Origin of the sequence: Bifidobacterium dolichotidis, from assembly GCF_003951975.1 — a bacterium.
In the GTDB taxonomy this organism is placed as follows: domain Bacteria; phylum Actinomycetota; class Actinomycetes; order Actinomycetales; family Bifidobacteriaceae; genus Bifidobacterium; species Bifidobacterium dolichotidis.
The window spans coordinates 656,145-680,420 of record NZ_QXGM01000002.1; the positions used below are offsets into that span (position 1 = coordinate 656,145).

The 24,276-nt window shown below is 51.7% G+C and carries 18 protein-coding genes and 1 pseudogene; 12 read left to right on the plus strand and 7 right to left on the minus strand.

The window, feature by feature from the left end:
* Positions 1–41: 41 nt before the first annotated feature.
* The 3 genes from D2E26_RS06540 to D2E26_RS06550 all read right to left on the minus strand — a co-directional run bounded on the left by D2E26_RS06540 (position 42) and on the right by D2E26_RS06550 (position 5,094).
* Positions 42–1,409: a hypothetical protein gene (locus tag D2E26_RS06540; protein WP_125963881.1), complete on the minus strand. Its 1,368-nt coding sequence runs from the start codon at positions 1,407–1,409 to the stop codon at positions 42–44.
* 123 nt (positions 1,410–1,532) lie between these two features.
* Positions 1,533–2,606 (minus strand): alpha/beta fold hydrolase, encoded by a 1,074-nt coding sequence (locus tag D2E26_RS06545; protein WP_125963882.1) that lies wholly within the window; start codon positions 2,604–2,606, stop codon positions 1,533–1,535.
* Positions 2,584–5,094 carry a prolyl oligopeptidase family serine peptidase gene (locus tag D2E26_RS06550; RefSeq protein ID WP_125963883.1) on the minus strand — a complete coding sequence of 837 codons (2,511 nt, stop codon included), beginning with the start codon at positions 5,092–5,094 and terminating at the stop codon, positions 2,584–2,586. The genes D2E26_RS06545 and D2E26_RS06550 overlap by 23 nt, the downstream gene beginning before the upstream one ends.
* 183 nt (positions 5,095–5,277) lie before the next feature.
* On the opposite strand from D2E26_RS06550, the gene D2E26_RS06555 reads away from it, so the two are divergent.
* The 7 genes from D2E26_RS06555 (at position 5,278) to pknB (ending at position 14,745) form a co-directional block, all read left to right on the plus strand.
* A complete protein-coding gene (locus D2E26_RS06555) occupies positions 5,278–5,979 on the plus strand; it encodes an FhaA domain-containing protein (protein ID WP_125963884.1) in 702 nt (233 codons plus the stop codon).
* Positions 5,980–6,090: 111 nt separating this feature from the next.
* Positions 6,091–6,804 carry an FHA domain-containing protein FhaB/FipA gene (locus D2E26_RS07660; RefSeq protein WP_420897207.1) on the plus strand — a complete coding sequence of 238 codons (714 nt, stop codon included), beginning with the start codon at positions 6,091–6,093 and terminating at the stop codon, positions 6,802–6,804.
* Between the two features lie 153 nt (positions 6,805–6,957).
* Positions 6,958–8,553: a PP2C family protein-serine/threonine phosphatase gene (locus D2E26_RS06565; protein ID WP_125963948.1), complete on the plus strand. Its 1,596-nt coding sequence runs from the start codon at positions 6,958–6,960 to the stop codon at positions 8,551–8,553.
* Positions 8,553–10,163 (plus strand): FtsW/RodA/SpoVE family cell cycle protein, encoded by a 1,611-nt coding sequence (locus D2E26_RS06570; RefSeq protein WP_241218895.1) that lies wholly within the window; start codon positions 8,553–8,555, stop codon positions 10,161–10,163. Before D2E26_RS06565 ends, D2E26_RS06570 begins: the two co-directional genes overlap by 1 nt.
* The gene (locus D2E26_RS06575; RefSeq protein WP_125963885.1) at positions 10,156–11,622 is read left to right on the plus strand and encodes a peptidoglycan D,D-transpeptidase FtsI family protein; all 1,467 of its coding nucleotides are present in this window, start codon (positions 10,156–10,158) and stop codon (positions 11,620–11,622) included. Before D2E26_RS06570 ends, D2E26_RS06575 begins: the two co-directional genes overlap by 8 nt.
* Positions 11,619–12,674, plus strand: coding sequence for a serine/threonine-protein kinase (locus D2E26_RS06580; RefSeq protein ID WP_125963886.1), 1,056 nt, complete (start codon positions 11,619–11,621; stop codon positions 12,672–12,674). Before D2E26_RS06575 ends, D2E26_RS06580 begins: the two co-directional genes overlap by 4 nt.
* Positions 12,667–14,745: a Stk1 family PASTA domain-containing Ser/Thr kinase gene (gene pknB / locus D2E26_RS06585; protein ID WP_125963887.1), complete on the plus strand. Its 2,079-nt coding sequence runs from the start codon at positions 12,667–12,669 to the stop codon at positions 14,743–14,745. Before D2E26_RS06580 ends, pknB begins: the two co-directional genes overlap by 8 nt.
* Positions 14,746–14,819: 74 nt before the next feature.
* Here pknB and D2E26_RS06590 read toward each other — a convergent pair whose 3' ends face one another.
* The 3 genes from D2E26_RS06590 to D2E26_RS06600 form a co-directional block, all read right to left on the minus strand.
* Positions 14,820–15,455 carry an anthranilate synthase component II gene (locus tag D2E26_RS06590; RefSeq protein ID WP_125963888.1) on the minus strand — a complete coding sequence of 212 codons (636 nt, stop codon included), beginning with the start codon at positions 15,453–15,455 and terminating at the stop codon, positions 14,820–14,822.
* Between the two features lie 143 nt (positions 15,456–15,598).
* Positions 15,599–16,681, minus strand: coding sequence for a class E sortase (locus tag D2E26_RS06595; protein WP_125963889.1), 1,083 nt, complete (start codon positions 16,679–16,681; stop codon positions 15,599–15,601).
* 68 nt (positions 16,682–16,749) lie between these two features.
* Positions 16,750–17,547, minus strand: a complete 798-nt coding sequence (locus D2E26_RS06600) for a DUF881 domain-containing protein (protein ID WP_125963890.1) — start codon at positions 17,545–17,547, stop codon at positions 16,750–16,752.
* A 269-nt stretch (positions 17,548–17,816) separates the two neighbouring features.
* Here D2E26_RS06600 and crgA point away from each other — a divergent pair, with 269 nt between their 5' ends.
* From crgA to D2E26_RS06620, 4 genes and pseudogenes are all read left to right on the plus strand, one after another.
* Positions 17,817–18,377 carry a cell division protein CrgA gene (gene crgA, locus D2E26_RS06605; RefSeq protein WP_125963891.1) on the plus strand — a complete coding sequence of 187 codons (561 nt, stop codon included), beginning with the start codon at positions 17,817–17,819 and terminating at the stop codon, positions 18,375–18,377.
* 606 nt (positions 18,378–18,983) lie between these two features.
* Complete coding sequence (locus tag D2E26_RS06610; protein ID WP_164515895.1) at positions 18,984–20,009, plus strand: BspA family leucine-rich repeat surface protein; 1,026 nt, start codon at positions 18,984–18,986, stop codon at positions 20,007–20,009.
* A gap of 339 nt (positions 20,010–20,348) precedes the next feature.
* A pseudogene (locus D2E26_RS06615) lies at positions 20,349–20,744 on the plus strand (BspA family leucine-rich repeat surface protein); the annotation flags it as partial.
* 158 nt (positions 20,745–20,902) lie between these two features.
* Complete coding sequence (locus tag D2E26_RS06620) at positions 20,903–22,354, plus strand: THUMP-like domain-containing protein (protein ID WP_164515897.1); 1,452 nt, start codon at positions 20,903–20,905, stop codon at positions 22,352–22,354.
* A gap of 590 nt (positions 22,355–22,944) precedes the next feature.
* Here D2E26_RS06620 and D2E26_RS06625 read toward each other — a convergent pair.
* Positions 22,945–23,724 carry a rhomboid family intramembrane serine protease gene (locus D2E26_RS06625; protein ID WP_125963894.1) on the minus strand — a complete coding sequence of 260 codons (780 nt, stop codon included), beginning with the start codon at positions 23,722–23,724 and terminating at the stop codon, positions 22,945–22,947.
* A 211-nt stretch (positions 23,725–23,935) separates the two neighbouring features.
* On the opposite strand from D2E26_RS06625, the gene D2E26_RS06630 reads away from it, so the two are divergent.
* Positions 23,936–24,145 (plus strand): hypothetical protein, encoded by a 210-nt coding sequence (locus tag D2E26_RS06630; protein ID WP_125963895.1) that lies wholly within the window; start codon positions 23,936–23,938, stop codon positions 24,143–24,145.
* The last annotated feature ends 131 nt before the right edge of the window (positions 24,146–24,276 follow it).

Sequence of the window (24,276 nt, forward strand, 5' to 3'; positions counted from 1 at the left end):
TCTAGCCATGCTATGAACTTCAGAGAGGTCGGGGGCGAGTTTTAGCGCAGGCCTGAAGCAGCAAGCACCAGAATGAAGCGCAGGCTCAGCACAGCAATGTTTTGTGCCGTGTCTTCGAAGCCGTGATACTCCTTGCCATCAGTCAAACGCTCAGGAGCCACAACGCGCTTCATCAGGTTCAGCGAAACCGTGACAAGACGGTTGAATGTGCGCTCCATTTCTGGCACCAGATCCACGAGTTCAGCACCCGTTGCCGTTGCACAGATCGACGTCATCGACAGCATAACCAAGTTGTTCTTGAGCTGTTCCACACTATCTGGATCAGCCTTACCGCCTGGGCACTGGCGCATCAGAATAACGTCGCGAGCCGTGTCCACAAAGTCGTACAGACGCCTGTAGAGCTCAGCCAGCTTCTGATCGCGCTCATCGGTCTGACGCAGCGTTGGATCGGTGGCCATATCGGCAACATACGCGAAGGCGAAAGCAAGGTTGTGGAACTCGGTCAGATGAGCCAGTGGCTGGCGCGTGAACTTGCGCAGTGCGCGCAGCGTATCAGCTGTAGCCTGCTCAAAAGCCTTATCAGCAGTCATGTCATGAGCTTCAATTGCTGCGGCAACAGCATCAGCTTCTGATGGCTCTGCGTTTGCTGCGTCACCCTGCTGAGCAGCGCCCTGCTTGCCGTCGAGGTTTGCCTTCTTAGTAACAGCTGCGAAGTCCTGAGCAGTGAAGCGCTGCTTGCGGTCCTCTGCCATAACTTTGTTGAGCGTAATCTTCAAGAACTCGCTTGGACCGTCTTGCTCATTGTCAATGGCGTTAAGCAGCTCGTTGAGCTCAGTAATCTCTTCGCCTTCAAACGTAGCCTTGCCGTCGAGCACAGCCTGCGTCTCACTCGAAGCCACTGCTTCGAGCAACATATAGAAGTTAGGCATCATTAGAGCAAATGGCTGCACCACGCTAATACCCGAGTACGTATCGGACAGGCGATCCATCATATTGGCGAACGAACGCAGCACATGCACAATCTCAACCGAGAGCTCGTGAGGCAGCACAACCTCATTATCTGGGTACTGAGCCTTGAGCCAATCGACAAGCACCTTCAACGTCATGAACATCGAAGTAGCGCAAGCCTTCACAGCAGCCGTGGCATCCAGAGAACCCTGTGCATCAATAATGCGCTGTGCTTCCGCTTCAGCAATTTCGAGCAGTTGCACAGGAGCATCTTCAAGTGCCTGCTTACCCATGGCATAGGCAACAATGCTGCGCATAGCTGCAGCATGATCGGTATCAATGTCTGCGGCAGCGTTGCCTTCAGCATCATTACCTTGTGCTGCTTGGTCGTACAGCTTCCAAGCCTCGTCGTAATCCTCATTAATAAAGGTCTCAAGAGCCTTAATGAGTACGTCGTTCATCGTTAGAATCCTTCCATTCCCATACTCAAACGTTTCCAATGCTTCATGCACATTGATTCATGCGCGTTGGTTCAAGCACATTTATTCAGACACGTTTGCTGAAGCATGTTGGTTCAAACATGCCTATTCGAGCACGCTGATTTTTTCGCCCGAATGCAAGAAGCGCAAAATATCTTTGAGATATGGCGCCAACACATGGTTTGGCATCGAGAAAATCGCATGGCATGCGTTAAAGCGTTCAAAATACATACTGCCGCCAGCAGCGAGCACGCGTTCGCGGAACTCGTCTTGCTTATTCGTATGCACCCACACATCATTGGTGGCTTGGCACAACAGCACTGGCACTGAAATACGAGCACACATTGATGGACGCAAAATACCTTGCGACATCTGCAATGCTTGGCGTACCCATTCATTCGATGCAGCACTTGGCTGGTAATGCGGTTCAGCAGCGCGCAGCGACTGATACCACTCAACGCGTGCCTTACTTGCGCCCTGATTGCGTTCCCAATCAATTTCCGTGGAGTACTCGTGCTGACCCGGAGCCTTGGCAAAGCCTCGACCCAAATCACAAGCCAACGAGCACACTGCTCCAGCAAGCCAGTTTGGTGCACCAGTACGTGGCGCAATCATTGGCGACGAAAGCACGGCCTTATCAACCTGGAATGCATAGCGTTCCAGCATGGCAGCAGCAATGCCACCACCCATGGAATGCGCATACAGCGCAAGCTGCTCGCCTTGTGCATAGTAACGGCCAACATTGCGACAGAACTTAGCCAAGTCAGCAACCCAGCGATGCCAATCATCAATCCAGATTGTTGTATCGCCATTGCGGTTGTCGTGTGGCGAGAAGCCATGGCCGCGCTGCTCCATAATGCACACCGAGTAACCGGCAAGCAAGAAGTACCAGCTCATTTCGTCGTATTTTGCGGCGAACTCAGAGAAGCCATGAGCCAGTACCACTGCTCCATGGAACGTCTGCGAAGCGCCTGGCACGCCCAGTTCATGGAAGCGATGCCAGTCGTAGCACACATAGTTCAACGGCTCTTTATTAGCAAGCGGTCGTAGCGCTGCACCCGCATAGGTGCGAGTTGCCGGGCGCATGCCGCCCTTTTCCATACATGCAGCCAATGAAGGCAGCACGACCTGCTTCATTTGCTCTGCATACTGTGCTTCATTGAGCAGCGCAATTTCCATCAGTCCCCGCCTTCCTTAAAAAGTCTCGCTGCAGAATTAGCAAATTCTTTGCCACCTCTGGATCATTTGTCATATGAGTAATGCCTACGAGCGGCAGGAACGTGTGGTCCTTGCCGGCTGCCATTAACGCATGGCTCAGTCGCAGGCTGTTTGCAACGGCCACATTATCGTCTGCAAAACCATGAATGAGCATTAAATGTCCCTGCAAATTCGCTGCAGACGCAATCACCGAGTTGCGTTCGTATACATCTGGATCGAGGCCCAAGTAACGCTCGGTGTAATGCGTGTCATAGAGCGTCCAATCCACTGGCGGAGCGCCTGCACAAGCCGAACGGAACACATCAGGAGCCTCGAGCACAGCCGTTGCCGAAAGGAATCCGCCATAGGACCAGCCGATCATCGACACATTCTCAAGATCTGGCTCAGGCAGCTGCTCATGGCGCTGCTCGCCCATTGCAACCAAAGCATCCTTCAATGCATGCACAGCATCAACCTGATCGTCGAGCGTAACCTGCTTCATGTTCTCGTAAATGGCACGATCCCAGCGTGGGCCACGGCCCGTAGTGCCACGACCATCGCTGGTCACCACAATCCAGCCCTGATCAGCCCACCACTGCGAATCCCAGTAGTAACGCTGTGACAGCGCCACTTCCTGGAAGCCTGGGCCGCCATATGGCTTCATCAGCACAGGCAGCTTTGCCGCGCCTGCGTACTCACTCGACTTACTTGGCAACGTAATTGCCGTGAACAACTTGCGTTCGCCGAGCTGCACGAACCTTACGTTTGGTTCAAATCCTGGCGTTGCTGCGTTGTTACGAATCGTCTGCTGTTCAGTTGATTCCTCGGTGTGCAACATATGGGTCATGTGCACCTGTGGCGATGCCATGCTCGTACCCCACAGCACTAAGCCCTTGCCGCGCCTCTGAGCCGACCAGACACCAGGCACCTCAGAAACAGCCTCAACATGACCGTCAAGGCTAATCGTGACGACATCGTAGCTGCGTGCATCATACCAATCAGTATCTTCAGCCCATGCTTCTGGCACCTCAGCAGCCAACTCAGGAGTACGCTGCACAACAGCCATAACGTCGGTGTTAGAAACACTGAGCACGCTGCGCACCTGCCAGCCCTGTGGCGTAAATGGCTTACCATCAATCGTCAAACGGTTCGTATCGGCCTGCATATCGTTCAAGGCGCAGATCAGATGACCATTAGGCGTTAATGCAGGCGTGCCATCAATAATGTCAATCCACTGATCATTGTGGTGCTGCTCAACAGCCGTGGTCTCGACTTCAGCGAAGTCGGAAGTGGACACGAGGTTAGCCGAGAAATCATTCCATTCTTCAACGGCTGGAATATGCACTTCGAGCACCTGATCGTTGCGCTGCAAACGGTCTTGCACAAGCAGCAGCGGACGGTGCAGACCTGGCCACAGCACGCGAGCCAAGTACTCATACTGATCAACGTCCCAGTGAACTTGAGCCGTACCAATCGAACGAGGCGAACGCTCGTCAAGACGAACGAGCAGCAGCGCAACCGCAGCGTTCTTCGTCAACGCACGAGGATACCTACGGGAATCTGGCTCAGCAGAAGGGTTTGCAGGATCGCAAATATTCCAAATTGGCTCAGCCGAGCTGTCGGCACGCTCAACGAGCAGCGTGCGCGAATCAGGAGCCCACCAGAAGCCCTCATAACGATCCATTTCTTCAGCGGCAGCGAACTCAGCAAGACCAATCGTCACCGTTTCACGGCGGTCAGCTGGCACCTGCAGCACAATAGCGGCGTTCGTATCGTTAGACTCAGCATGCGAGGCACCGGCCGTCAGATCCACAACAACAATGGCCGAACCCGTGGTATATGCCACGCGCTGGCCGTCAGGGCTCAGGCGAGCATTGAGCACAGGCTGCGCGTCAGCTTGCGTGCCCTGCTCCAAACGCACGTCAACCGCATGAGCGTTGACCACAGCTTGCGTTGCCTTTGGATCATGCTTGGCAGCGAGCGACAGCGCTTCTTCAGTCGTTGGAATATTGGCCACAAACAGCTGGCCATCAAGCGAGAACACCACGTGCTGGCCTGCAGTATCGGTGGCATACGACACAATGCCCGTTGCGCGCTCACGTGCGCGTTCGCGACGAGCAAGTTCTTCGGCTGGCACTTCGGCATTCTCAGGCTGCAGCGCACTTGGGTCAGCCAACAGCAGCTCAACATTGACGCTACTGCACGAATTCGATGCCGAATCGGCTGCCGTAACAGCACTGGAAGCACCTGCGCCCAGCACGCTCATCCACAGGCTGGTTTGTGTATTTTCAGGGCCATCCGAACGCAAGAACAGCATGCGAGAACCATCGCCAAGCAGTTGAGGCGTTCGAGGAGCTCCATTGCGGAAGCTCATAGTACGAGCATTGCGTTCAGCGAACGCATCAATTGCAGCACGCTGCTCCAGCAAACGTGCGTCCAGTTCAATATCAGCAGATGCATGCTTATCCATAGGCCCAAAACTACACCCGAGCATTGCCGTCTGTTCATTTCACGGACCACAGAACTTACACAAAAGCGCTTTAGAATGTGCGTAGAACGTGCAGAGTGCGTTGGAGTTACTTGATAATAAGGTATAAAAAGTTGCCTAGTTGACGTAAGCGCGTACGATGGGTAACGATAGAAAGGGACTAATATGGGCGTTCTTGATCGTTTTGAGAAAAGCGTTGAAGGTGCAGTGAACGGCGTCTTTGCAAAATTTGGTAGCAAGGATCTTCAGCCTGTTGATATGTCGAGTGCACTCGAACGCGAGATCGATAAAGAAGCTATGCCAGTCGGTCGCGACCGCACCGTGGCACCAAACGACTACCGCTTTAAGTTCAGCACCTACGACTTTGATCGCATTGAACAGTGGGGCTCCACGGCATTGGCTAATGAGCTTGCCGACAACCTGACGAAGTACGGCCTGAGCCAGCACTATTCGTTCGTAGGCCCAGTCGTTGTGGAATTTATGGAAGACCTCGATCTGCCAAGGGGCAGCTTCAAGCTCTTCTCTGAGTCGAAGCAAGGTAATGCAGTTCCTGTAGCAACCGATGATCAGATGCAGGACTACCCAATCCTTGAGATCAATAACAGCCAGTACCTGCTGACCAAGGATAAGACGATTATTGGCCGCGGTTCGGGCTGCGACATTGTTATTGACGATCCAGGTATCTCGCGTAAGCACCTTGAAATTGATATCACCGATAACGGTGTGATTGCTCGTGATCTGGGCTCCACGAATGGCACGTATGTGGAAGGCCACCAGGTGCCAGCTGCCACGTTGCTCGATGGCAACACGATCACGATTGGACGTACCTGCATTCTGTACTGGGCTTCATCCCAGGATCAGGACTAAGCGACGAGGCCAACAGTCAGCAGCGCTGCCGCATTGAAAACTTTCTTGTCCCTTTACTGTTTTCAAGCGCAGCGATGTTGACTGTTGTGTTTCGAGGAGTCAACAATCCCTATGATTACCGAACTTACGTTTGCGGCGCTCAAGTACGGATTTTTAATCCTGCTTTGGGTGTTCGTATGGCTCGTTGTGCGATCGCTGCATCGCGACATCGAAACATACAGTCCGCGTAAATCGCGCGCGCATAGGCGCAAAGATCGCGTCGCTCGTAAGGCTGCCCAAAGCCCGACGCGTTCGGCTCGTCCTATGCCTTCTGCCGCAGCCCCAGTGTATGTGGCCGACGCTGCAGCCCGTCAGGGCCGTCACGCCGCCGCTTCTGCTGCATCAATGGCTTCCGCAGCCCCTGCTGCCGCTGCCGCAGCCATTGATGCAGCCGGAGGTTCGGCCGGCTTAGCTGGACTCGCTCAGTCCGTTCCAGCTGCTGAGCAGGCTCAAGTTGCTGCAGCCTCTGCAGCCGCGTCTGCTGCCGGTTTTGCGCCGACTTTATTAGTGATTATTGATGGACCGTTGGCTGGCTCTTCGATTCCTCTCAATGGCTCGGCCGTAACTCTTGGCCGTGCCGCTTCGAACACTGTTGTGCTTGACGATGAGTTCGTTTCGTCACATCACGCACGTGTGTACCCAGATCCAGAAACTGGCGTTTGGGCTGTTGAAGATCTGCACAGCACGAATGGCACCGTCGTCAATCAGCAGCGTATCTCTGCCCCAACTATTCTTGGCCCTCGCGTTCCTGTACGCATTGGCGCCACAACCTTTGAACTGAGGTGACCGATGGCGCAAACTCCAATATCTCAACAGTCGAACGCACAGGTTCCAACTCGACCTATTCCGAAAGCGCCTGAACAAACGTCAGCTCAACGATCTGCAAATACGGCAACTACTGCGACCCAGACCTTAGTGCCACCGCCACCAGCTCTGCATATGTACTCCACAACCGTTTCTGATGTGGGTACGGTTCGCGCCAACAATCAGGATTCCTCGTTTGCTGGCGAATATTTAGTTGCTGTATGCGATGGCATGGGTGGCCATGCTGGCGGCGATACAGCTTCTACTATTGCCGTACGTTCGCTGGCTCATATTGAGCAGGCTCATGCAGAAGGCGATGTTGCACGCGCTACGCACGTTATGGTCGCTTCGGTACTCGCTGCACATGACGCCATTGTGGGTAAGGCTCGTCGTGAGCGCAAGCTCGCTGGTATGGGCACCACGGTTACGGCTATTTCGTTGGCTGCGGGTTACTGGATTATTACACATATTGGTGATTCTCGTGCCTATTTGCTGCGCAATGGCAAGCTGCTCAGGCTGACGAATGATCACAGCTATGTGCAGCATTTGATTGATACCAAGCGCATTACTGAGGCTGAAGGTCGCAACCATCCTCAGCGCAATGTTGTTATGCGTGTGCTTGGTGACTTTGATATTGATGCACATCCAGATGTTGGTTTGCGTCGTGCTCATGCAGGCGATCGTCTGCTGTTGTGCTCTGATGGCCTCTATGGTGTGCTTGGCGATGCCACACTCAAGGAGACACTTGAGCACTTTACTGATCCGCAGGAATGTGCTCAGCACTTGGTTGCTATGGCTTTACGTGCTGGATCGACCGATAACGTTACGGCTGTTATTGCCGATGCTGTGGTGGCTTTGCCACATGCTGCAGCACAGCCAGATCGTGCTCAGACGCCACTGATTGGTGGTGCTGCAAGCCAGAATTTGGCCGCTATTGCCGACATTATTGATATGCCTGTGGCTTCTGCCCCTGCTTTGACTGAGGGCAAGTCCAGCCCTGCTCAGCGTGCAGCAGCCTTGAATAAGGCGGATTCGGCTGATCATGGTGATGAGCCAGAAGCACCGGAACCACAGCGCATTGCGCAGCCTTCGCAGGTGCGTGAGCACAATGATGAGCGTGCTGCTGATCAAGATACGGGTGAAATCCCAGTCGTTCGTAAGAGTGATGGTCGTTTAACGGCTGATCCTAATGATCCTGATGTTGTTGAGGCTATTCATCACGAACAGCTGCAGCAGAAAAAGGATGCTCGTTCGCGCCGTTCGCGTCATCGCATTATCGGTGCGATTATTGCTGCTGTTTTGGTTATTGGTGCTGTTGTTGGCGGTTGGTGCGCTTATGCATGGAGCCAGAGCCAGTATTACTTGGCACCAAATGACGGCAAGGTTACGATTTACCAAGGCGTGCCAACGAATCTGTTTGGTCTTGAGCTTTCACATCCTGTGCGCACCACGAACCTCAAGGTCAATGAGCTGCCAGGTGAATGGCAGGATCGTTTGGCTTCGGGCATTACCGTGAATTCGTACGAAGATGCGGTTGACCATTCACAGTTCATTGCTGAGCAACTGGAACAGTGGAAGGCCAAGCAAAGCAAAGACAGTAATAAAAAGAGTTCAACGTCGTCGGACTCGTCGAAACATGAGTCGTCTAAGTCAGACAACAAGTCGAGTGACTCGAAGTCTGCGGGCGCAACCGAAGTAACCCTCGAAACGATCACAGGCGGTCGATTCTGATGGCACAGCGGTTGAAATATCTCGGTTTGACGTTGCTCGTCATCGTCATTGCCGTGCTGGGATTCTTCCAGATGTTCGAGCGCGCGCAAGGCAAAATTGAGTCGAGCGAAGTCATCATGTTTGCTATTGGTGCCGTGCTGTTCTTGGTGACTTGGGGCATCATGTCGAAGTTCCAGCCGAACGCCAATCAGACCATTATGTGCTGCATGGAATTGCTTGCTGTGCTGGGCATTTTGATGATTGCTCGCCTTGATATTACGGCAAATACGACGGTTGCAACTCGACAACTTATTTGGCTGTGCGTGGCGTTAGTGTGCGCGAATTTGTTCTTCGCCTATATGCACGATTACCGTGTGCTACGTCGTTTCTCATACGTCAGCATGGTTATTGGTTTGGTGCTGTTGCTGTCGCCAATGGTGCCAGGTCTGGGCCGCGAAATTGGTGGCGCTCGTATTTGGATCGGTATTGGTCCGTACCAGCTGCAGCCAGGCGAATTCGCCAAGCTGTTCCTTGCGTTCTTCTTTGCTTCGTATCTGTTTAATCACCGTGATCAGCTGGCTGTGGGCGGCAAGAAGGTGCTTGGCCTGCAGCTGCCACGTATTAAGGATTTGGGTCCAATCATTATTGTTTGGATTACGTCCATGGGCGTGCTCGTGCTGCAGCGTGATCTGGGTACATCGCTGATGTTCTTCGCCATGTTTGTAGCCATGCTCTACATCGCTACGGGTCGTACGAGCTGGCTCATTATTGGTTTCTTGGCGTTCATTATTGGCTGCGTTGCGGCTGTGCACCTGTTCCCTCACGTGAGCTACCGTGTGGAAGCTTGGCTACACCCATTCGATAAAGCCGTGTATGACCGCTACCCTGGCGGCTCTTCGCAGCTCGTCACTGGTCTGTTCGGCTTGGCAGCCGGTGGTCTGTTCGGCACTGGTCTTGGTGCTGGCAGCCCTAACCTGACGCCTCTGGCTAACTCCGACTTCATCTACGCTTCGCTTGGTGAAGAGCTGGGCCTTGTTGGTGTGCTTGCTATTCTGCTCATCTACATGCTGCTTGTAACGGCTGGTCTGCTCGCCGCTATGAAGATTAAAGATGGCTTCGGCAAGCTGTTAGCTGCTGGCCTCGCCTTCTCTATGGCATTCCAGGTGTTTACCGTTGTTGGCGGTATTACGCTCGTTATTCCTTTGACTGGTTTGACGATGCCATATATGGCTGCAGGTGGTTCGTCACTCGTGGCTAACACGGTGCTGGCTGCATTGCTCGTCATTATTTCGAATCAGGCCAATACAAAGACCGAAACCGATATGTCGGAAACGTTCCGCCAGCAGGCTATTGCCATGCTGCGTCATCGTCAGCAGCTCAATGCACTGCATGAGGAATCGGCTTCATCGTCTTCTTCTTCGTCGTCGCACGGCAGGCACAGCGCCCACGGTGCTCATAGCGCGCACAATGTGCACGTTGTGAACAATGCAAGCAGCGTAGTCAATGCAGGCAATGCACACGGCGCACACAATGCTGCAAACACGAGCATTCCTCGTGCTTCTGATGACGTGCCAACTACTGTTTCCAAACTTCCACCAACTGCATCATTCGAGGAGGTGAGCCATGAATAAGTATTTACGTCAGATCTTTACGTCAGTGATTGTTCTGTTCGTTCTACTGGGTATTTCGTCGTCGATTATTATGACCGTGCGTTCGAATAACTTGGCTCACGATCCACGTAATTGGCGTTCGCTGCTGTCTACGCTGAACACCGATCGCGGTTCGATTCTGGCTGCTGATGGCACGATTATTGCCAAGTCGGATCCTTCGAATGATTCGTATAAGTACCAGCGCATATACACTGACGGCCTCATGTATGCACCAATTACGGGCTACTTCTCGGTGTCTCAGCTTGCTGATCGTGGTATTGAAGCTTCGCGTGATGCACTGCTGACGGGCCAGTCCGAGGCTATGTTCTGGCAGCGCTTCTTGGCTACGTTCACTGGTCATGCCAACCAGGGCGCTTCTATTGAAACTTCTATTGATCCAGCTATTCAGGCTGCTGCATACAACATGATGAAAGACTCTGATGGTGCAGCAGTTGCTATTGAGCCAAAGACGGGTCGCATTCTGGCTATGGTGAGCACGCCTAGCTACGATCCAAACGCATTGGCTTCGCATAGCAATGGTGAAGCAAGTCAGGCATATTCGGAGTTCATTAATAATCCTTCGAACCCTATGCTGAACCGCACCATTAATCAGCTGTACCCACCAGGATCCACGTTTAAGACGGTTGTAGCAGCAGCCGCTCTGGAATCTGGCGAATATCATCTTGATACGCAAATTCCAGCAGGCGCAAGCTACACACTGCCAGGCACGCAAACCCAGTTGACGAATGCAACGCCAGCTGCCGACGGTGTCAATGGCATGATCTCGCTTGAAGATGCTATTGCGTACTCATCGAATACGGCATTTGCACAGCTTGGTGTGAAGCTCGGTGATGACAAGATCAGCGATATGGCTAAGAAGCTTGGCTTCGATGAACCAATCACGATTGATGGCACCGATGCTACTGGCCTGCCTATGCGCGCTGTTGCCTCGAAGTTCCCAACTAAGGCCACGCCAGATCGTTTGGCTTTGGCTTCGATTGGTCAGGGCGATACGGTGGCTACACCAATGCAGATTGCTCTTGTTGCTTCAGCAATTGCTAATCAGGGTCGCGTTATGAGGCCTTCTCTTGTAGATCGTGTGCGTTTAAGCGATTTGTCGGTTATGCCAGACACTCGCCCACGCATGATGGATAAGGCATTTAGCGACGACGATGCTAAGCAACTCACGCAGGCTATGCAGGCTGTGGTGACGAAGGAAAATACGAATCTCGCTATTCCAGGTGTACCTGTGGCAGCTAAAACAGGCACCGCACAGATTGGCGAGAGTAATAATGCTATTGATGGTTGGGTTATGGGCTTCGCTCCTGCCGATGATCCGAAAATTGCCGTGGCAGTGGTTGTGCACAATGTGGACCTCTATGGTTCGTTTGCCGCTGGTCCCATCATGAAGGCCATGATTGAGGAGGCACTCAAGCGATGAAACTTGTGGAAGGACAGCTGATTCATAGACGATATCGTCTTGATTCGCGTCTTGCCCAAGGTGGTATGGGCGAGGTCTGGAAGGGCTACGATATTCAGCTCGGACGCCCTGTAGCTATTAAGGCTTTGCGCACTGATACGACGAATAAAGAGTCCAAGCTGCGCAGACTGCGTGCTGAGGCTCGTAATTCGGCTAATTTGGCACACCCAAATATTGCTGCACTGTTTGATTACTACGAGAAAGACGGCATTGGCTTCCTGATTATGGAGTACGTGCCGAGCGAATCGTTAGCAGATGTGTATCGCCGTATTAATGGCCCTATGGATCCTATTGAGCTGCTGCCAATTCTTGTGCAAACTGCTCGAGGCCTGTTTATTGCACATTCCCGTGGCATTATTCACAGGGATGTGAAGCCAGCCAACATTATGGTGTCTGACAACGGCGAAGTGAAGATCACGGACTTTGGTGTCTCCTACTCCACGAACCAAGAGCAGATCACGCAAGATGGCATGGTTGTGGGCACGGCTCAGTACATCTCTCCTGAGCAGGCACAGGGTCAGCAGGCAACGCCTCAGTCTGATATTTATTCGCTTGGTGTTGTGGCCTATGAAGGCCTGTGCGGTCACCGCCCATTTACGGGTGCTACGCCTGTTGATATTGCTGCTGCGCATGTGAATAATCCAGTGCCACCACTGCCAGACACGGTGGATGTACAGCTGCGCGAATACGTCATGAGCATGTTGGCCAAGGATCCGCTGGATCGCCCAACTGATGCTTTAAGCGTTGCTCGTGTGCTGTCGCATATTGAACGACGTCTGCTTGATCAGCAAACTGAGCAGGCAGAAACTCGAGTATTGCAAATGGACGGTCGCGTACCACGTCGCGTGGTAAGTGCACCGCACCATGATCTATCAATGCTTAACGGTTCCGGAGTAAGAGTGCCGCTTGTTGGCTCGCTTACGAACGATCATTCTGACGAAATGAACAGCCAATCGCCGTCCGAGGGTGATGAGTCAGCCATCGGAGCACAGGGAAGGAACATGGATGAGTAACTACATGCCTTCAAGCCTTGATAACGGCCGTTATCAGCTTGGCCAGCTGATCGGTCGTGGAGGCATGGCCGAAGTCTACATTGCCACCGACACCAGGTTGGGTCGTACTGTGGCTATCAAGATTATGCGCGCCGAGCTTTCGAACGACGACATCTTCTTGGCTCGCTTCCGCCGTGAAGCTCATGCCGTGGCACAGATGAACAACCCGAATATCGTCAATATTTACGATTCGGGCGAAGAAGCCGTTGTGCAAGAAAACGGTCAGACTGAGCACGTGCCATACCTCGTTATGGAGTACGTCAAGGGTCAAACGCTGCGCGATATTCTGCGCGTCAATGGCGCCCTAAGCCAGAGCGATGCTGAGCATGTTATGATCGGCGTGCTCTCGGCTCTCGAGTACTCGCACCGTATGGGCTTGGTGCACAGGGATATTAAGCCTGGCAACATCATGATTTCCGAGCAGGGCGTCGTCAAGGTCATGGACTTTGGCATCGCTCGCGCGCTCGACGATTCGGCTACGACGATGACGCAGTCGCAAGGCGTTGTGGGTACGGCTCAGTACCTGTCTCCTGAGCAGGCTCGCGGCGAGAGCGTTGACATGCGTTCCGACCTGTACTCGGCCGGCTGCGTGCTCTACGAAATGTTGACTGGCAAGCCACCGTTCACGGGTGACTCGGCTGTGGCTATTGCTTACCAGCACGTTTCGGAAGTTGCTACGCCTCCAAGCGTTGCCGTTCCTGGCCTGCCAAAGATGTGGGACTCGATTGTTGGCAAGGCTATGGCCAAGGATCGTCAGAACCGTTACGCCACTGCAACTGAGTTCAAGAACGATATTCTGCGCTTTATGAACGGCGGCGTCCCTATTGCTGCCGCGTTCAATCCGCTGACTGATCTGACGAATATGAAGGCTCGTCGTCAGGCTGAGCAGACGGCCGCGCAGACTGCCGCTACTATGCCGTACGCTGCAGCTCCTGCTGAGCAGCCAACGCAAGCTTTTAACCCGATCACGGGTCAGTTTGAGACGGTTCCGGGCACTCAGACCGGCACGAATACTGGTGTGCAGACTCGTGCTGCCCAGCGTGCTGCTGCCGAGAAGAAAAAGAAACGTAATCGAATTATTACGATTTCTGTTATTGCGATTATCGCAATTCTTGCTGCCATCGGTTTTGGTATCTGGCAAAGCCATGCTTCGGCTCCAGAAATGGTCAAGGTACCAACATTTAACTCCACGACTACCGAGGATCGTGCAATTCACCAGCTGAAGGCTGCTGGCCTTGAGGCTGAGGTGCTGCAAGATAATGATTCAGCTGAACCAGCTGGCACATTCACGAAGCAGAGCCCTAAGGGCGGCGCTGAAGTCGCTAAGGGTTCGAAGGTGAAGATCTGGTTCTCGACTGGTCCTAAGTCAGGCAAGGTACCTGATGTCACTGGTTTGACTCAGGAAGCTGCTCGTTCGCAGCTCGAGGCTGCTGGCTTCAAGGTCAACTCAAGCGTGCAGATCGAAGATAGCGGCACGATTGAGAAGGATCACGTGGTACGCACCGATCCTGCTGGCGGTACGTCGCAGCCAAAGGGCACTACGATTCAGCTCTATGTGTCTTCGGGCATGACGCGCATTCCAGACGGCCTTGTGGGCATGACGAAGGATGACGCCATCTCTAAGCTGCAGCAGGCTGGTTTGACCGCCACGGTGGAATACGAGAACTCTGATTCGGTGCCAAAGGATCATGTGACTCGTGTGGATCCAGGCTCGGGCACGAGCGTGACGCGTGGTTCTGGCGTGACGATTTACATCTCGCAGGGCGTTGCCAAGGTCTCGGTGCCATACCTCGATACAACGGGCAATATGACGCTTGCAGAAGCTCGTTCCGCACTGGAGAGCAATGGCTTCAAGGTTGAGGTTTCTGGTCCAAACTCCGACTCCGCAGTCATCACTGGCATGGATCCAGCTCCAGGCGCTCAGGTTGACAAGGGTTCAACGATCAGGCTGACAACGAAGGCTGCTTCCCCAACGCCAACACCAACGCCATCCACAAGCCCAACTGACAACGCCAATCACGCCAATCAGTGATTGAATCAAACTAACGAATAACGCCGATGCGATCACCTCTCGCACCGGCGTTATTTGTTTCTACAAAGCATGAATTATGCAATCTTCGGCTGCAGCCCCACGCTGCGCTCAATAGCGTCAGCTTGACCGCAGATTGCTAGCCAATTGGCAAATAAGCGATAGCCGTCTTGGGTCATCACTGACTCTGGGTGGAATTGCACAGCATACATCGGCAGTGTTTTGTGACGAATTGCTTGCACAATATGGTCGTCTTGCGTCCATGCGGTGACCTGCAACTCGTCAGCAATCGTTTCTGGCTCAACAGCAAGCGAGTGATAGCGCGTAGCGACCATTGGGTTCGCTACGCCTTCAAACACGGGATCATCATCCCTGTGCTTCACCAGACTCGTTTTGCCATGCATAATTGATGGCGCATGGCTTACTGTGCAGCCAAAGACCTCAGCAAGAGCCTGCATGCCTAGGCACACACCAAACATAGGCTTCTGCTGTGCTGCGCATACGCGGATTATGGCTTCACTCACGCCTGCATCGACAGGAGCTCCAGGACCTGGAGAAATCAGCACACCATCATAGCCATCAAGCACATCAGCCGCTGCAGGATCAATGGCATCGTTGCGCACCACAGTCACGTTTGCACCAAGCGTCTGTAAATAGCCGACAATCGTATACACGAATGAGTCGTAGTTGTCGATGACAAGAATCGAAGCCATCCCGCCTCCTATAACAGCTGTGGGCAGCCGCGCCATTAAATTCATGACATCAGCTGCCCACAGTTTACGGTCTGCAATCACATCGTGTATGGGATTGCTCAGATCTATTGCACAGGCGTCTATCCAGGCATCTCTTCCAGCGTCTATCCCACTGTGAAGTTCGACATATTGCTCAGGAATGGAATATTCGCTGCCGCCCATGGGAAGACCCATTCAAACATTGAGGCGGAAGCCAGCGCCAGCAATATCAGCACAAGCACCCAGCGCATAACAGCCGGACCTGGCTGATGACGCCACAGCCACGAGTAGAACTCAACTGGCGGCTTTGGCGCTTGACCATTATGAATGCGTCGCAATGCTGGCCAACGGAATGCTATTGCTGCTGCAACAAAAATCAACAAATAAATAGCCAGACCCATCAGAATCAACGGACGCAACGTACCAAGCTCAACGAGCTTATTCGTGTGACCAAAGTCCTTGTTAATGAACTCAATGTCACCCGACGAATTCTTGTGCGTCAACGCTTCTGGAACGCCGTCCGAGACCTTAGCCCAGTATTTGAACGTGCCGAACGCCACCCAGCGATGCGTTGGCGTCTGGTACTTCGGCTCACACGTCGTCATCGTAATCATGCGCGCAGTTGGCGGCGCAGACGGATCCATTGGGTTCGGCTCAAGCACCGAACTATCGGTCGGCAAAATAATGCGATGCGACGTGTATTCGTAGACGTACCAATACTTTTGCGTTTGAATAATAATCTGATCGCCCGGCTTGAGCACATCAATATCGCCGAGCGGCTGACCATAACCATTACGGTGACCAGCCAGCGCAAAGTTGCCGATCTGGCCCGGCAGCTGCGTCGTCGAGTAATGGCCGAGGCCCTGCTTGTTGAGTTCCGCAAGCGACGTACCTTCAACAAGATTGCGGTGCCACGAGTCACCAAACGCTGGAACATAGACGACGCCGATCAGCTCGCCGTTCTCATAGTGCTCGGCCGGCAGTGGCGGATCTCCCTGCTGCGGCTGCGCAATTTTGACGCTGCCGTCCGCGCCCGGCTCAGTAAAGTGCGCATCCTGACGCTTCTCGAGCTGCGAGTGAGACGACTGCACGCCCGTCCACCACTCCATCCAGCCCACGTACAGGCCGCACACCGTGGCAAACGTCAGCAGCAAACCCGCAGCAATGAGCAGTATGCTTACGCGGCGCTTTGAATTCGTCGTGGCCATAACTCCCCTTGGGTTTGTTTCAAGTAAGTTGTGTTCTGAAGTTTTATTTTTGTGGTTGCAACGCGAGGTCAGTTAGAACCGTTCGTATCTTCAGCAGGCTGTTCAGGCTGCTGGTCGTTGTTCTTATTCGCCTCTGGAATGACCTTGGCATACTTCAGAGGCTGCAGCAGAGATGGCGTCTCATCGAAGTGCAGGAACTCTTGTTTAACGTCGTAGCCGAGGCCAAAAGCAGTAACGTACTGCTTGAACGTATTAATCGTGTCCGATTCGTCAAGCGCACGTTCCATGGACTTGACTGGACCGATTGCAGAAATCGTAAATGGCGGTGAGTAACGCTTACCTTGCAGCAGCAGCACATTGCCAGCACAAATTACGGCAGAGTTCGCCAGAATGCGCTGATCCATAATCTGCATAACTTCTGCTCCACCAGCCCAGAGTGCGTCCACAACAGCTTCTACATCTTGCTGATGGATTACATAACTGTCAATATCTGCGCTGGAGCCATTTGCATCCACACGATTCTTCCAAAGCTGTGAATCATTGAGCGTAACGGTCAGACCTTCACCTTCGACGGCTGGAAGCATAGTGCCTGAGCCAGCATCATTACCCGTAGCATCTTTGGAATTCGTTGCGAGCTTGTTGAGCGTATCGATTTGCGTAGAAAGCTTATTCACTTCTTGCTGCAGCTCATTCACCTGTCGCACACGAGCTTCAATCAGCTCCGCCGTATCGTTTGACGTTACTGTTGTACGATTCACGCGAAGATTCGTGATCATTAAGAAGCCCACGAATGCCACAACAACGAGAACGGCAACGCTACCGATGAATGTTTGGCGGCGACCGTGCTTCATGCGGTGCTTAGCCATAGAGAATCATCCTTCCCTAGTTACTGCTGCGTCCGTATGCCTAGTGAGTTCACATTTAACGCGCATAACTCAACTATTGTGCACTTCAGAGGACTACATGTCATAGTTTTCAACGATTTCTCCACCAAATATCTTGGATTTTTAAACAGCATCTTCGGGGTCACCCCTAACAATGCGCAAAAAGTTGCTGAGATTCGGTAAAAACTTCGTGACAGCTTTCTCTGGGAACCACTATAGTAACTTGTAGCCTAACGAAGGAGACATCACCAATGGCTGACGAAAAGCTGCATGAAACTGCCGCGGACGTCCAGGAGGACGCCGTGACGAAGCAGGCCACCGAAGGTGCAGTCGCACAAGAAGAACCAAACACTGCAACCACGCACGTGGTGGATGACGAAGCACCAGAAGCAGATAAGTCTGCTTCCCTTGATGAGGACGTTATTGCTGAATCCACTAAGGTCGCTGAAGAAGTTGACGATGCCTCGGACACTGCTGATGCTGAAGACGACGATCTCGATGTGCCAATGGACAAGGTCGAAGCAGTGCTTAGCGCTTCGCTGGATTCCAAGGATGTGACGCCTCAGATGGCACGCGTCATGCGCCGCCAGACCGAGAATACGCGTCGCGTTGAGGAAAGCATTAAGGATACGAAGGCTAACCCACGTTGGCTCGTTCCTACGTTCTGCGCGCTGATGATTATTGGCCTGATTTGGGCAGTGGTGTACTACATCAACTCGGGTTACCCAATTCCAGGTATTGGTGCATGGAACCTCGCTATTGCTCTGGGCCTGATTATTATCGGCTTCTTAATGACAATGGCTTGGCACTGATAACACTTCTTTGTCCTTATAAAGCTTGAGACTGAAGGGTTGCGGCCGCACACGGCAGGTTATGTACTGCACGGAGCGGCCGCTTTTCTATTGGTACAGTAATTTGAGGGATGCTCTCGCTTCGCTGCTTAGTTTCTTGTTCAGTTTCCTCATCAATTATTCTCACAAAAATTTCTCGTTAAATCTTCCTCTTTGAAGCTTCTTCTCCGCCGCATTCATGGGCTTGTATCTACCGTCATACGAACACGAAGTGCATACCCCCGTTTCCTCGCTTACAATGGCTGTACACATAGACCAAACTTCCACGGCTATGAAGCATTCACTGCACCCGGCTATTCCCAAGCAACGGCGCAAGAAATGCCACTGTAGTGAACACAACAGGCAACGTCACTTCAATCGCGAAACTCAACTGGGATCGCAGATATCAAGAGCGTCGCCCGCTGAAGAGAAACGAGAGAAGCTATGTCGTCATTCCGTTTTCGCCTTGCAGTAGCGAGTATTAGTGCAGCGCTACTTGCAAGTGCCTACACAGTCGCCACAGCGACCGATGCAGATCATGCAGCACTTATAAGTGCAGCCTCACCAGTTGTATATACAACATCTCAAGTGTCAGAAAGTCCCTCCTCAGAGGCCCTAGCACAAGAAATTCTTGAGCATGAGGCAGCCCATAAGAATTCAGAAGCCAATGCTCTTCATCAAGACTCCCCTGCTACTGCGCTGAACACTGAAGAGTTGCCAGTAAGTGGTACGTGGGGCGAATGTAAATGGGAAATCACCGAAGATGGTGAGCTCAGAATTCATCCTGGTAAAGCTGCTGACACTGAATCCATCAACACGGTTCCATGGGCTCAGTATGCGCACGATATTACAAAAATTACGGCAGAAGAAGATGTGAATACCAGTGCAGTCACGCATATGGATTATTTGTTCTACAACTGCGCGAACCTCGAAGCCATCGATGGCCTCGATTATTGGGATACCTCACACGTAACGTCCATGCGTCGCATGTTCAGTGGCGACTCTGTTCTGCCAACTATCGCATTATGCCAATTGCTGTCTTGGGACACTTCCTCAGTTACTGACATGACATCAATGTTCAGCTACTGTTACAAATTAGATTCACTCCATGCGCTTGCCGATTGGGATACCTCACAGGTGCGAAGCATGATTGGCATGTTTGCTGCTTGCACCGGACTCAGTAATACTGATGCACTTCAGGACTGGGATGTCTCCTCAGTCGTTACATTCTCCACAATGTTTATGAAATCCGGCATCCAGCATGCATCATTAGGCTCTTGGCAGCTCACTAGTGCCAAGGATCTGGACTTCATGTTCCATAGCTGCGAACAGTTGCAAACACTTGATGTTTCAAGCTGGGACACCTCGCATGTGCGATCTGCCATCGTTATGTTCTCAGCAACACCTTCCCTAAACAGCATACGGTTAGGATCTCACTGGTTCATGAGTGAAGCACTGCGTCGTGGAAGTGCTGCTCCAAATCACGATCCTCTATCGATTTGGAAAAACGAAGAGGAAGCATCACAACCTTTGACTTGGCAAGATCTTGGCAAGTCGTGGGAAACCACATTCGATGCAGGCACCTATACGCGTGTAGATACACAAATCACATAAAACAAGCTGCGAGGAATTCACCATGAAAATGCATACAGCCTACACACGAATCAGCCTTCTCGCAGCAATTGCCGCAGTCACATCAGTGCTGTTTTGTGGCGTTCCTGCAGCACAAGCCTATGCAAGTACATCTATAGATGCGCCAGCTCAAACAACCTCCATCCGGACAAATACAGATAGGACGATCAGGCGAGGTACATGGGGCACCTGTCCATGGGAAATCACCGAAGATGGTGAGCTCATCATTCATGCAGGCAAAGCAGCAAACAGTCATTACATGTACGGTCCATTGCATGACGCCGGTGGCATTGGCCGGGTTACTAAGGTGACGTCAGGAACGCTTATGACTTCAATGACATGTTCATGTTCGATACAGGTATAACCAACACCAGCCCGATTGCCAATTGGAACACCACACATGCCAGAAGTTTCATAGGTATGTTCTTTGGTTGCACCAACTTGGAATATCTTGATGTCTCCAATTGGAATACAGCTCGTGTAATTCATACTGGGACCATGCTGGAATATACATCATCATTACACATTGTTAATTTAGGTAAGGCTTGGTTTAGGAGTCCAGAAATGCGTCTCCCATATGCAGCACCAAACTTCAATGCTGATAGCCTCTGGCAACTCCAAAATGTACCAAATCCTAAAACGATGAGCTGGCAAGAACTCGCAAACTCTGCTGACACTGATTTTCAGCCAGGCATCTATAAAAGAGTCCAAGCATAAATACAGCAGAGCTCAACAACAACTTCAGCAACCAGTACCTAGCACCCAGCACCCATCGTAAAGCCCGTTTCCAGTTCAATTAGGAAACGGGCTTTGCACTTGTTCTTATTCTTGCTCTGACTACAACAATAGTTCTTGGAAAAACTACAATAACTCTCATGACTGAGCTATCCACCACGATTCACATCAACAGCGCTACACAGCAATTCATTGAAAAACATCGACTTGAGGATGTTCGCCAGTTAGCGTTGCACGCCAAGCGCGGCACCGATGTTGATGTACCTTTTGCTTTGAATCAGATTGCTGGATGGCAAACCGCTCGCACAAAGCTGCCAGAATGGGCCCAATGCGCAGCAATTGTGTATCCACCACATATTTCTATGGAGCAATGCTCCTCACAATTCACAGCGCACTGCAAGATGGATATTGCCCGTCGTGTACTCGAAATAGCTGGTGTACAACCTCTTGATGCTGTAAACCCAAGCACTACAACAGATTCACCTGATGCGCGAGCATACCCTACTTATGGCCGCATGGCTGATCTCACTGGTGGCTTTGGTGTAGATTGCTCGTATTTAGCACGCATGTTTGCTCATGCCGATTACGTGGAACGTCAATCACATCTGTGCGATATTGCTCGTCATAATTTTGCGGCATTAGGTTTACCGCACATTGAAGTTCATAACGAACAGTCAGAAGAGTATCTACAGCAGGTACATGAGTCAGCAAAACTTGATCTCCTGTATTTGGACCCTGCACGACGTGATGATCATGGTTCGCGCACGTATGCCATTGAAGACTGCACACCGAATGCACTTGAGCTCAAAGACGCATTATTAGATGCTGCCCATGTAGTACTGATGAAGCTTTCCCCTATGCTCGATTGGCGTCGAGCCGTAGAACAGTTTGGCTCTGAAGTCATGCTCGTAGCCATGGTCGGTTCGCGCAATGAATGCCGTGAGCTCCTGATTGCTTTAAGCCGCGATATTGCTGATACTTTCGATCCACTGATTGTGACCATTAATGATGATCAGCGCCTCGAATATCGCATGCACAACCACAGTGATGCACAGCTAGGCGATGCCATATTGCGTAATACTCAGCTAGATAACTCCACCTCGCAGAGCTCCAATGGAGAAGCTGTAGAAGCTCATATCACGACGGATATAACACGTGAAACACCATCATTGGAGATTGATTGTACAGACGTTACAGCTTTAGAAACGGCTATACAGCAAGGAAATCTCTACTTATTTGAGCCAAATGCCTGCGTTATGAAGGCTGGAGCTTTTGACGTGCTCAAGCAATTGTTTAACGTGAAACAAGTTGGTCCACAAAGCCACCTGTTCCTCAGTACTTCCCCACAGCCGCAATTCCCAGGCCGTCACTTCCACGTTGACCGCGTTGGAACCATGAATAAGAAATCGCTCAAAAAGCAACTTCAAGGTCACGCTAAAGCCAATATCGCTGTGCGTAACTTCCCTCTTACCGCCCAGCAGCTCCGCCGCAAGCTCAAGCTGGCTGACGGTGGCGATACTTACGTCTTTGCAACAACACTTGGCATGACTGAACACATACTGTTCTGGTGCTCCAAGATCCAAGTGGAGTGAAATACATATTCAATACGTATTTTGAGGGGGTTTATGCGCGTAATTGTGCATACCCCCGACCTTTTGTTCACAGTATCCACGCCGTTTGTGCACAGGGTTGTGTGCAAATTTGTTTCCTGAGAGTTCTCTAAACGTTATACCCCCGTCATTTCAGAGTTTTTGAAGAGTTCCTTCTTAATGCGTTCATAGAGCGCGCAGAGCACCACTAGATGTAGTGATCATTAACAGTGTTAACCCTAGGTTTAGTGTCGCGCAGGTCACACTTTTACGAATGTGGATAACTAGTTATACACATACAAACATACTGAAAACCCTAGGAAACACGGGAATTGTGCATAATGATGTGGATAACTTTTTGAGTTATTCACCAGTTATCCAATGGTTATCCCCTACTTATCCACACCGTTATGCACAAATGTGGAAAACTACATCTATGTAAGTACCCCCGTCACAAATTATTGGGGTCCTCTACATAGCAAAATGGGACGCGCTCAGTAGAGACGCGTCCCATAGTGAGTTCAAGACCGGATTCAGGACCATATTCAGAACTCAATATCCAAAAATGGCACGAATCTGGAGTGAAATTGGCGCTACAACAGCCAACCAAATGGATTCAGTGAGTTACTCCACACAATCAGGATGATGGCAATAACGAGCAGCACAGCACTATAGATGCCGAACTTAACGATAACGGGCTTGTATCGCAGGCTTCGTACGCCGTAAATCGTCAGCAGCGTCAACAGACCGCCAAATACAAAGCCGCCAATGTGTGCCTGCCAAGCGACGTTTGGCACAATAATCGGCATCAAGAAGTTGATACCCATCCACACCAGCATGGAGCGCAGATCCTCGTGCATATTGTGGTAGACGACGAGCATAGCTGCGAACAGGCCAAAAATAGCGCCAGAAGCGCCGTAGACGCCCGAAACCCAGCCTTGGCCAGAACTATCAATAGCTGCCCAAGCCATCGTTACAGCACCGCCGCCGATGCCAGAGAGCAAATACAGCATTAAATACGACCAATGGCCCATCAGCTTCTCAAGATATGGGCCCACGCTCCACAGCGTCAGCATATTGAACACAATGTGCCACAGCGAATTAGGACTGTGGATAAACATCGACGTAATAAACGTCCAAGGATGAATACAAGCCGTTGCAGGCTGCAACATCGTAAAGCCGAGCAATGCTTGCAGGCCAGGACGCCACGTCATTCTCAGCAGCATTTCAATAATCCACAGTGCTACACAGGTAACAATGAGGATCTCAGTAATAACAGGAGCACCCGAGCGCCATCGGACCTTTACTGAACGTGCAGAAAACACATTTTTAAGCTGAGGCGAATCGGGAAACAGACTGAATCGTTGTGTCATAGAGCATAACCCTAGCAATCTGGCGCCGTGTTCGTTGACTGAACATTCATTTGCCCCCGATTTGAGCTGTTTTAGACTGATATGTAATGATTTTGGACTGTTCTAAGCCCGCCTTAAGCACAAATACAGGAATGTTCACATGGTTGGCTTTATGATAGTTTCCAGAGTCGGTTTAATGGATATCGACCGCACTATGGTGAAAGGAGCCGTCATGGAGAAGAAGTCTTCAAACGGTTGGAAGTTCTTCGCGCTGCTCTTCGGTGGTCTGCTGGCAGCTGTCGTTGGCCTGTACATCTACAAGCAGCAGAACCCTGATTACGATCCTTGGGAGGAACCATGGGAGAACAGCTCTTCTCCTGTCGATCTCTCGCTGACCAAGGATAAGGACGAGGACGAAGACAAGGCTGCTGACAACGCCTGATACAGCCGCTTATAACGCTGCATAATCCCGATTCGCTACGATGCGGATCGGGATTTTTTGTGCCTACTGTTGTGCTCATTGTTGTGCTCAAGAGCAACGAGCCAGCAATAGTGGCATTGCTTGGCAATGTG

Bases quoted from the DNA above. Each gene is read 5' to 3' on its own strand.
- D2E26_RS06600 (WP_125963890.1), bottom strand. From the start codon at position 17,547: ATGGCTAAGCACCGCATGAAGCACGGTCGCCGCCAAACATTCATCGGT.
- D2E26_RS06590 (WP_125963888.1), bottom strand. From the start codon at position 15,455: ATGGCTTCGATTCTTGTCATCGACAACTACGACTCATTCGTGTATACG.
- D2E26_RS06575 (WP_125963885.1), top strand. From the start codon at position 10,156: ATGAATAAGTATTTACGTCAGATCTTTACGTCAGTGATTGTTCTGTTC.
- D2E26_RS06580 (WP_125963886.1), top strand. From the start codon at position 11,619: ATGAAACTTGTGGAAGGACAGCTGATTCATAGACGATATCGTCTTGAT.
- D2E26_RS06620 (WP_164515897.1), top strand. From the start codon at position 20,903: ATGACTGAGCTATCCACCACGATTCACATCAACAGCGCTACACAGCAA.
- D2E26_RS06550 (WP_125963883.1), bottom strand. From the start codon at position 5,094: ATGGATAAGCATGCATCTGCTGATATTGAACTGGACGCACGTTTGCTG.
- D2E26_RS06555 (WP_125963884.1), top strand. From the start codon at position 5,278: ATGGGCGTTCTTGATCGTTTTGAGAAAAGCGTTGAAGGTGCAGTGAAC.
- pknB (WP_125963887.1), top strand. From the start codon at position 12,667: ATGAGTAACTACATGCCTTCAAGCCTTGATAACGGCCGTTATCAGCTT.
- crgA (WP_125963891.1), top strand. From the start codon at position 17,817: ATGGCTGACGAAAAGCTGCATGAAACTGCCGCGGACGTCCAGGAGGAC.
- D2E26_RS06595 (WP_125963889.1), bottom strand. From the start codon at position 16,681: ATGGCCACGACGAATTCAAAGCGCCGCGTAAGCATACTGCTCATTGCT.
- D2E26_RS06630 (WP_125963895.1), top strand. From the start codon at position 23,936: ATGGAGAAGAAGTCTTCAAACGGTTGGAAGTTCTTCGCGCTGCTCTTC.
- D2E26_RS06625 (WP_125963894.1), bottom strand. From the start codon at position 23,724: ATGACACAACGATTCAGTCTGTTTCCCGATTCGCCTCAGCTTAAAAAT.
- D2E26_RS06565 (WP_125963948.1), top strand. From the start codon at position 6,958: ATGTACTCCACAACCGTTTCTGATGTGGGTACGGTTCGCGCCAACAAT.
- D2E26_RS06540 (WP_125963881.1), bottom strand. From the start codon at position 1,409: ATGAACGACGTACTCATTAAGGCTCTTGAGACCTTTATTAATGAGGAT.
- D2E26_RS07660 (WP_420897207.1), top strand. From the start codon at position 6,091: ATGATTACCGAACTTACGTTTGCGGCGCTCAAGTACGGATTTTTAATC.
- D2E26_RS06545 (WP_125963882.1), bottom strand. From the start codon at position 2,606: ATGGAAATTGCGCTGCTCAATGAAGCACAGTATGCAGAGCAAATGAAG.
- D2E26_RS06570 (WP_241218895.1), top strand. From the start codon at position 8,553: ATGGCACAGCGGTTGAAATATCTCGGTTTGACGTTGCTCGTCATCGTC.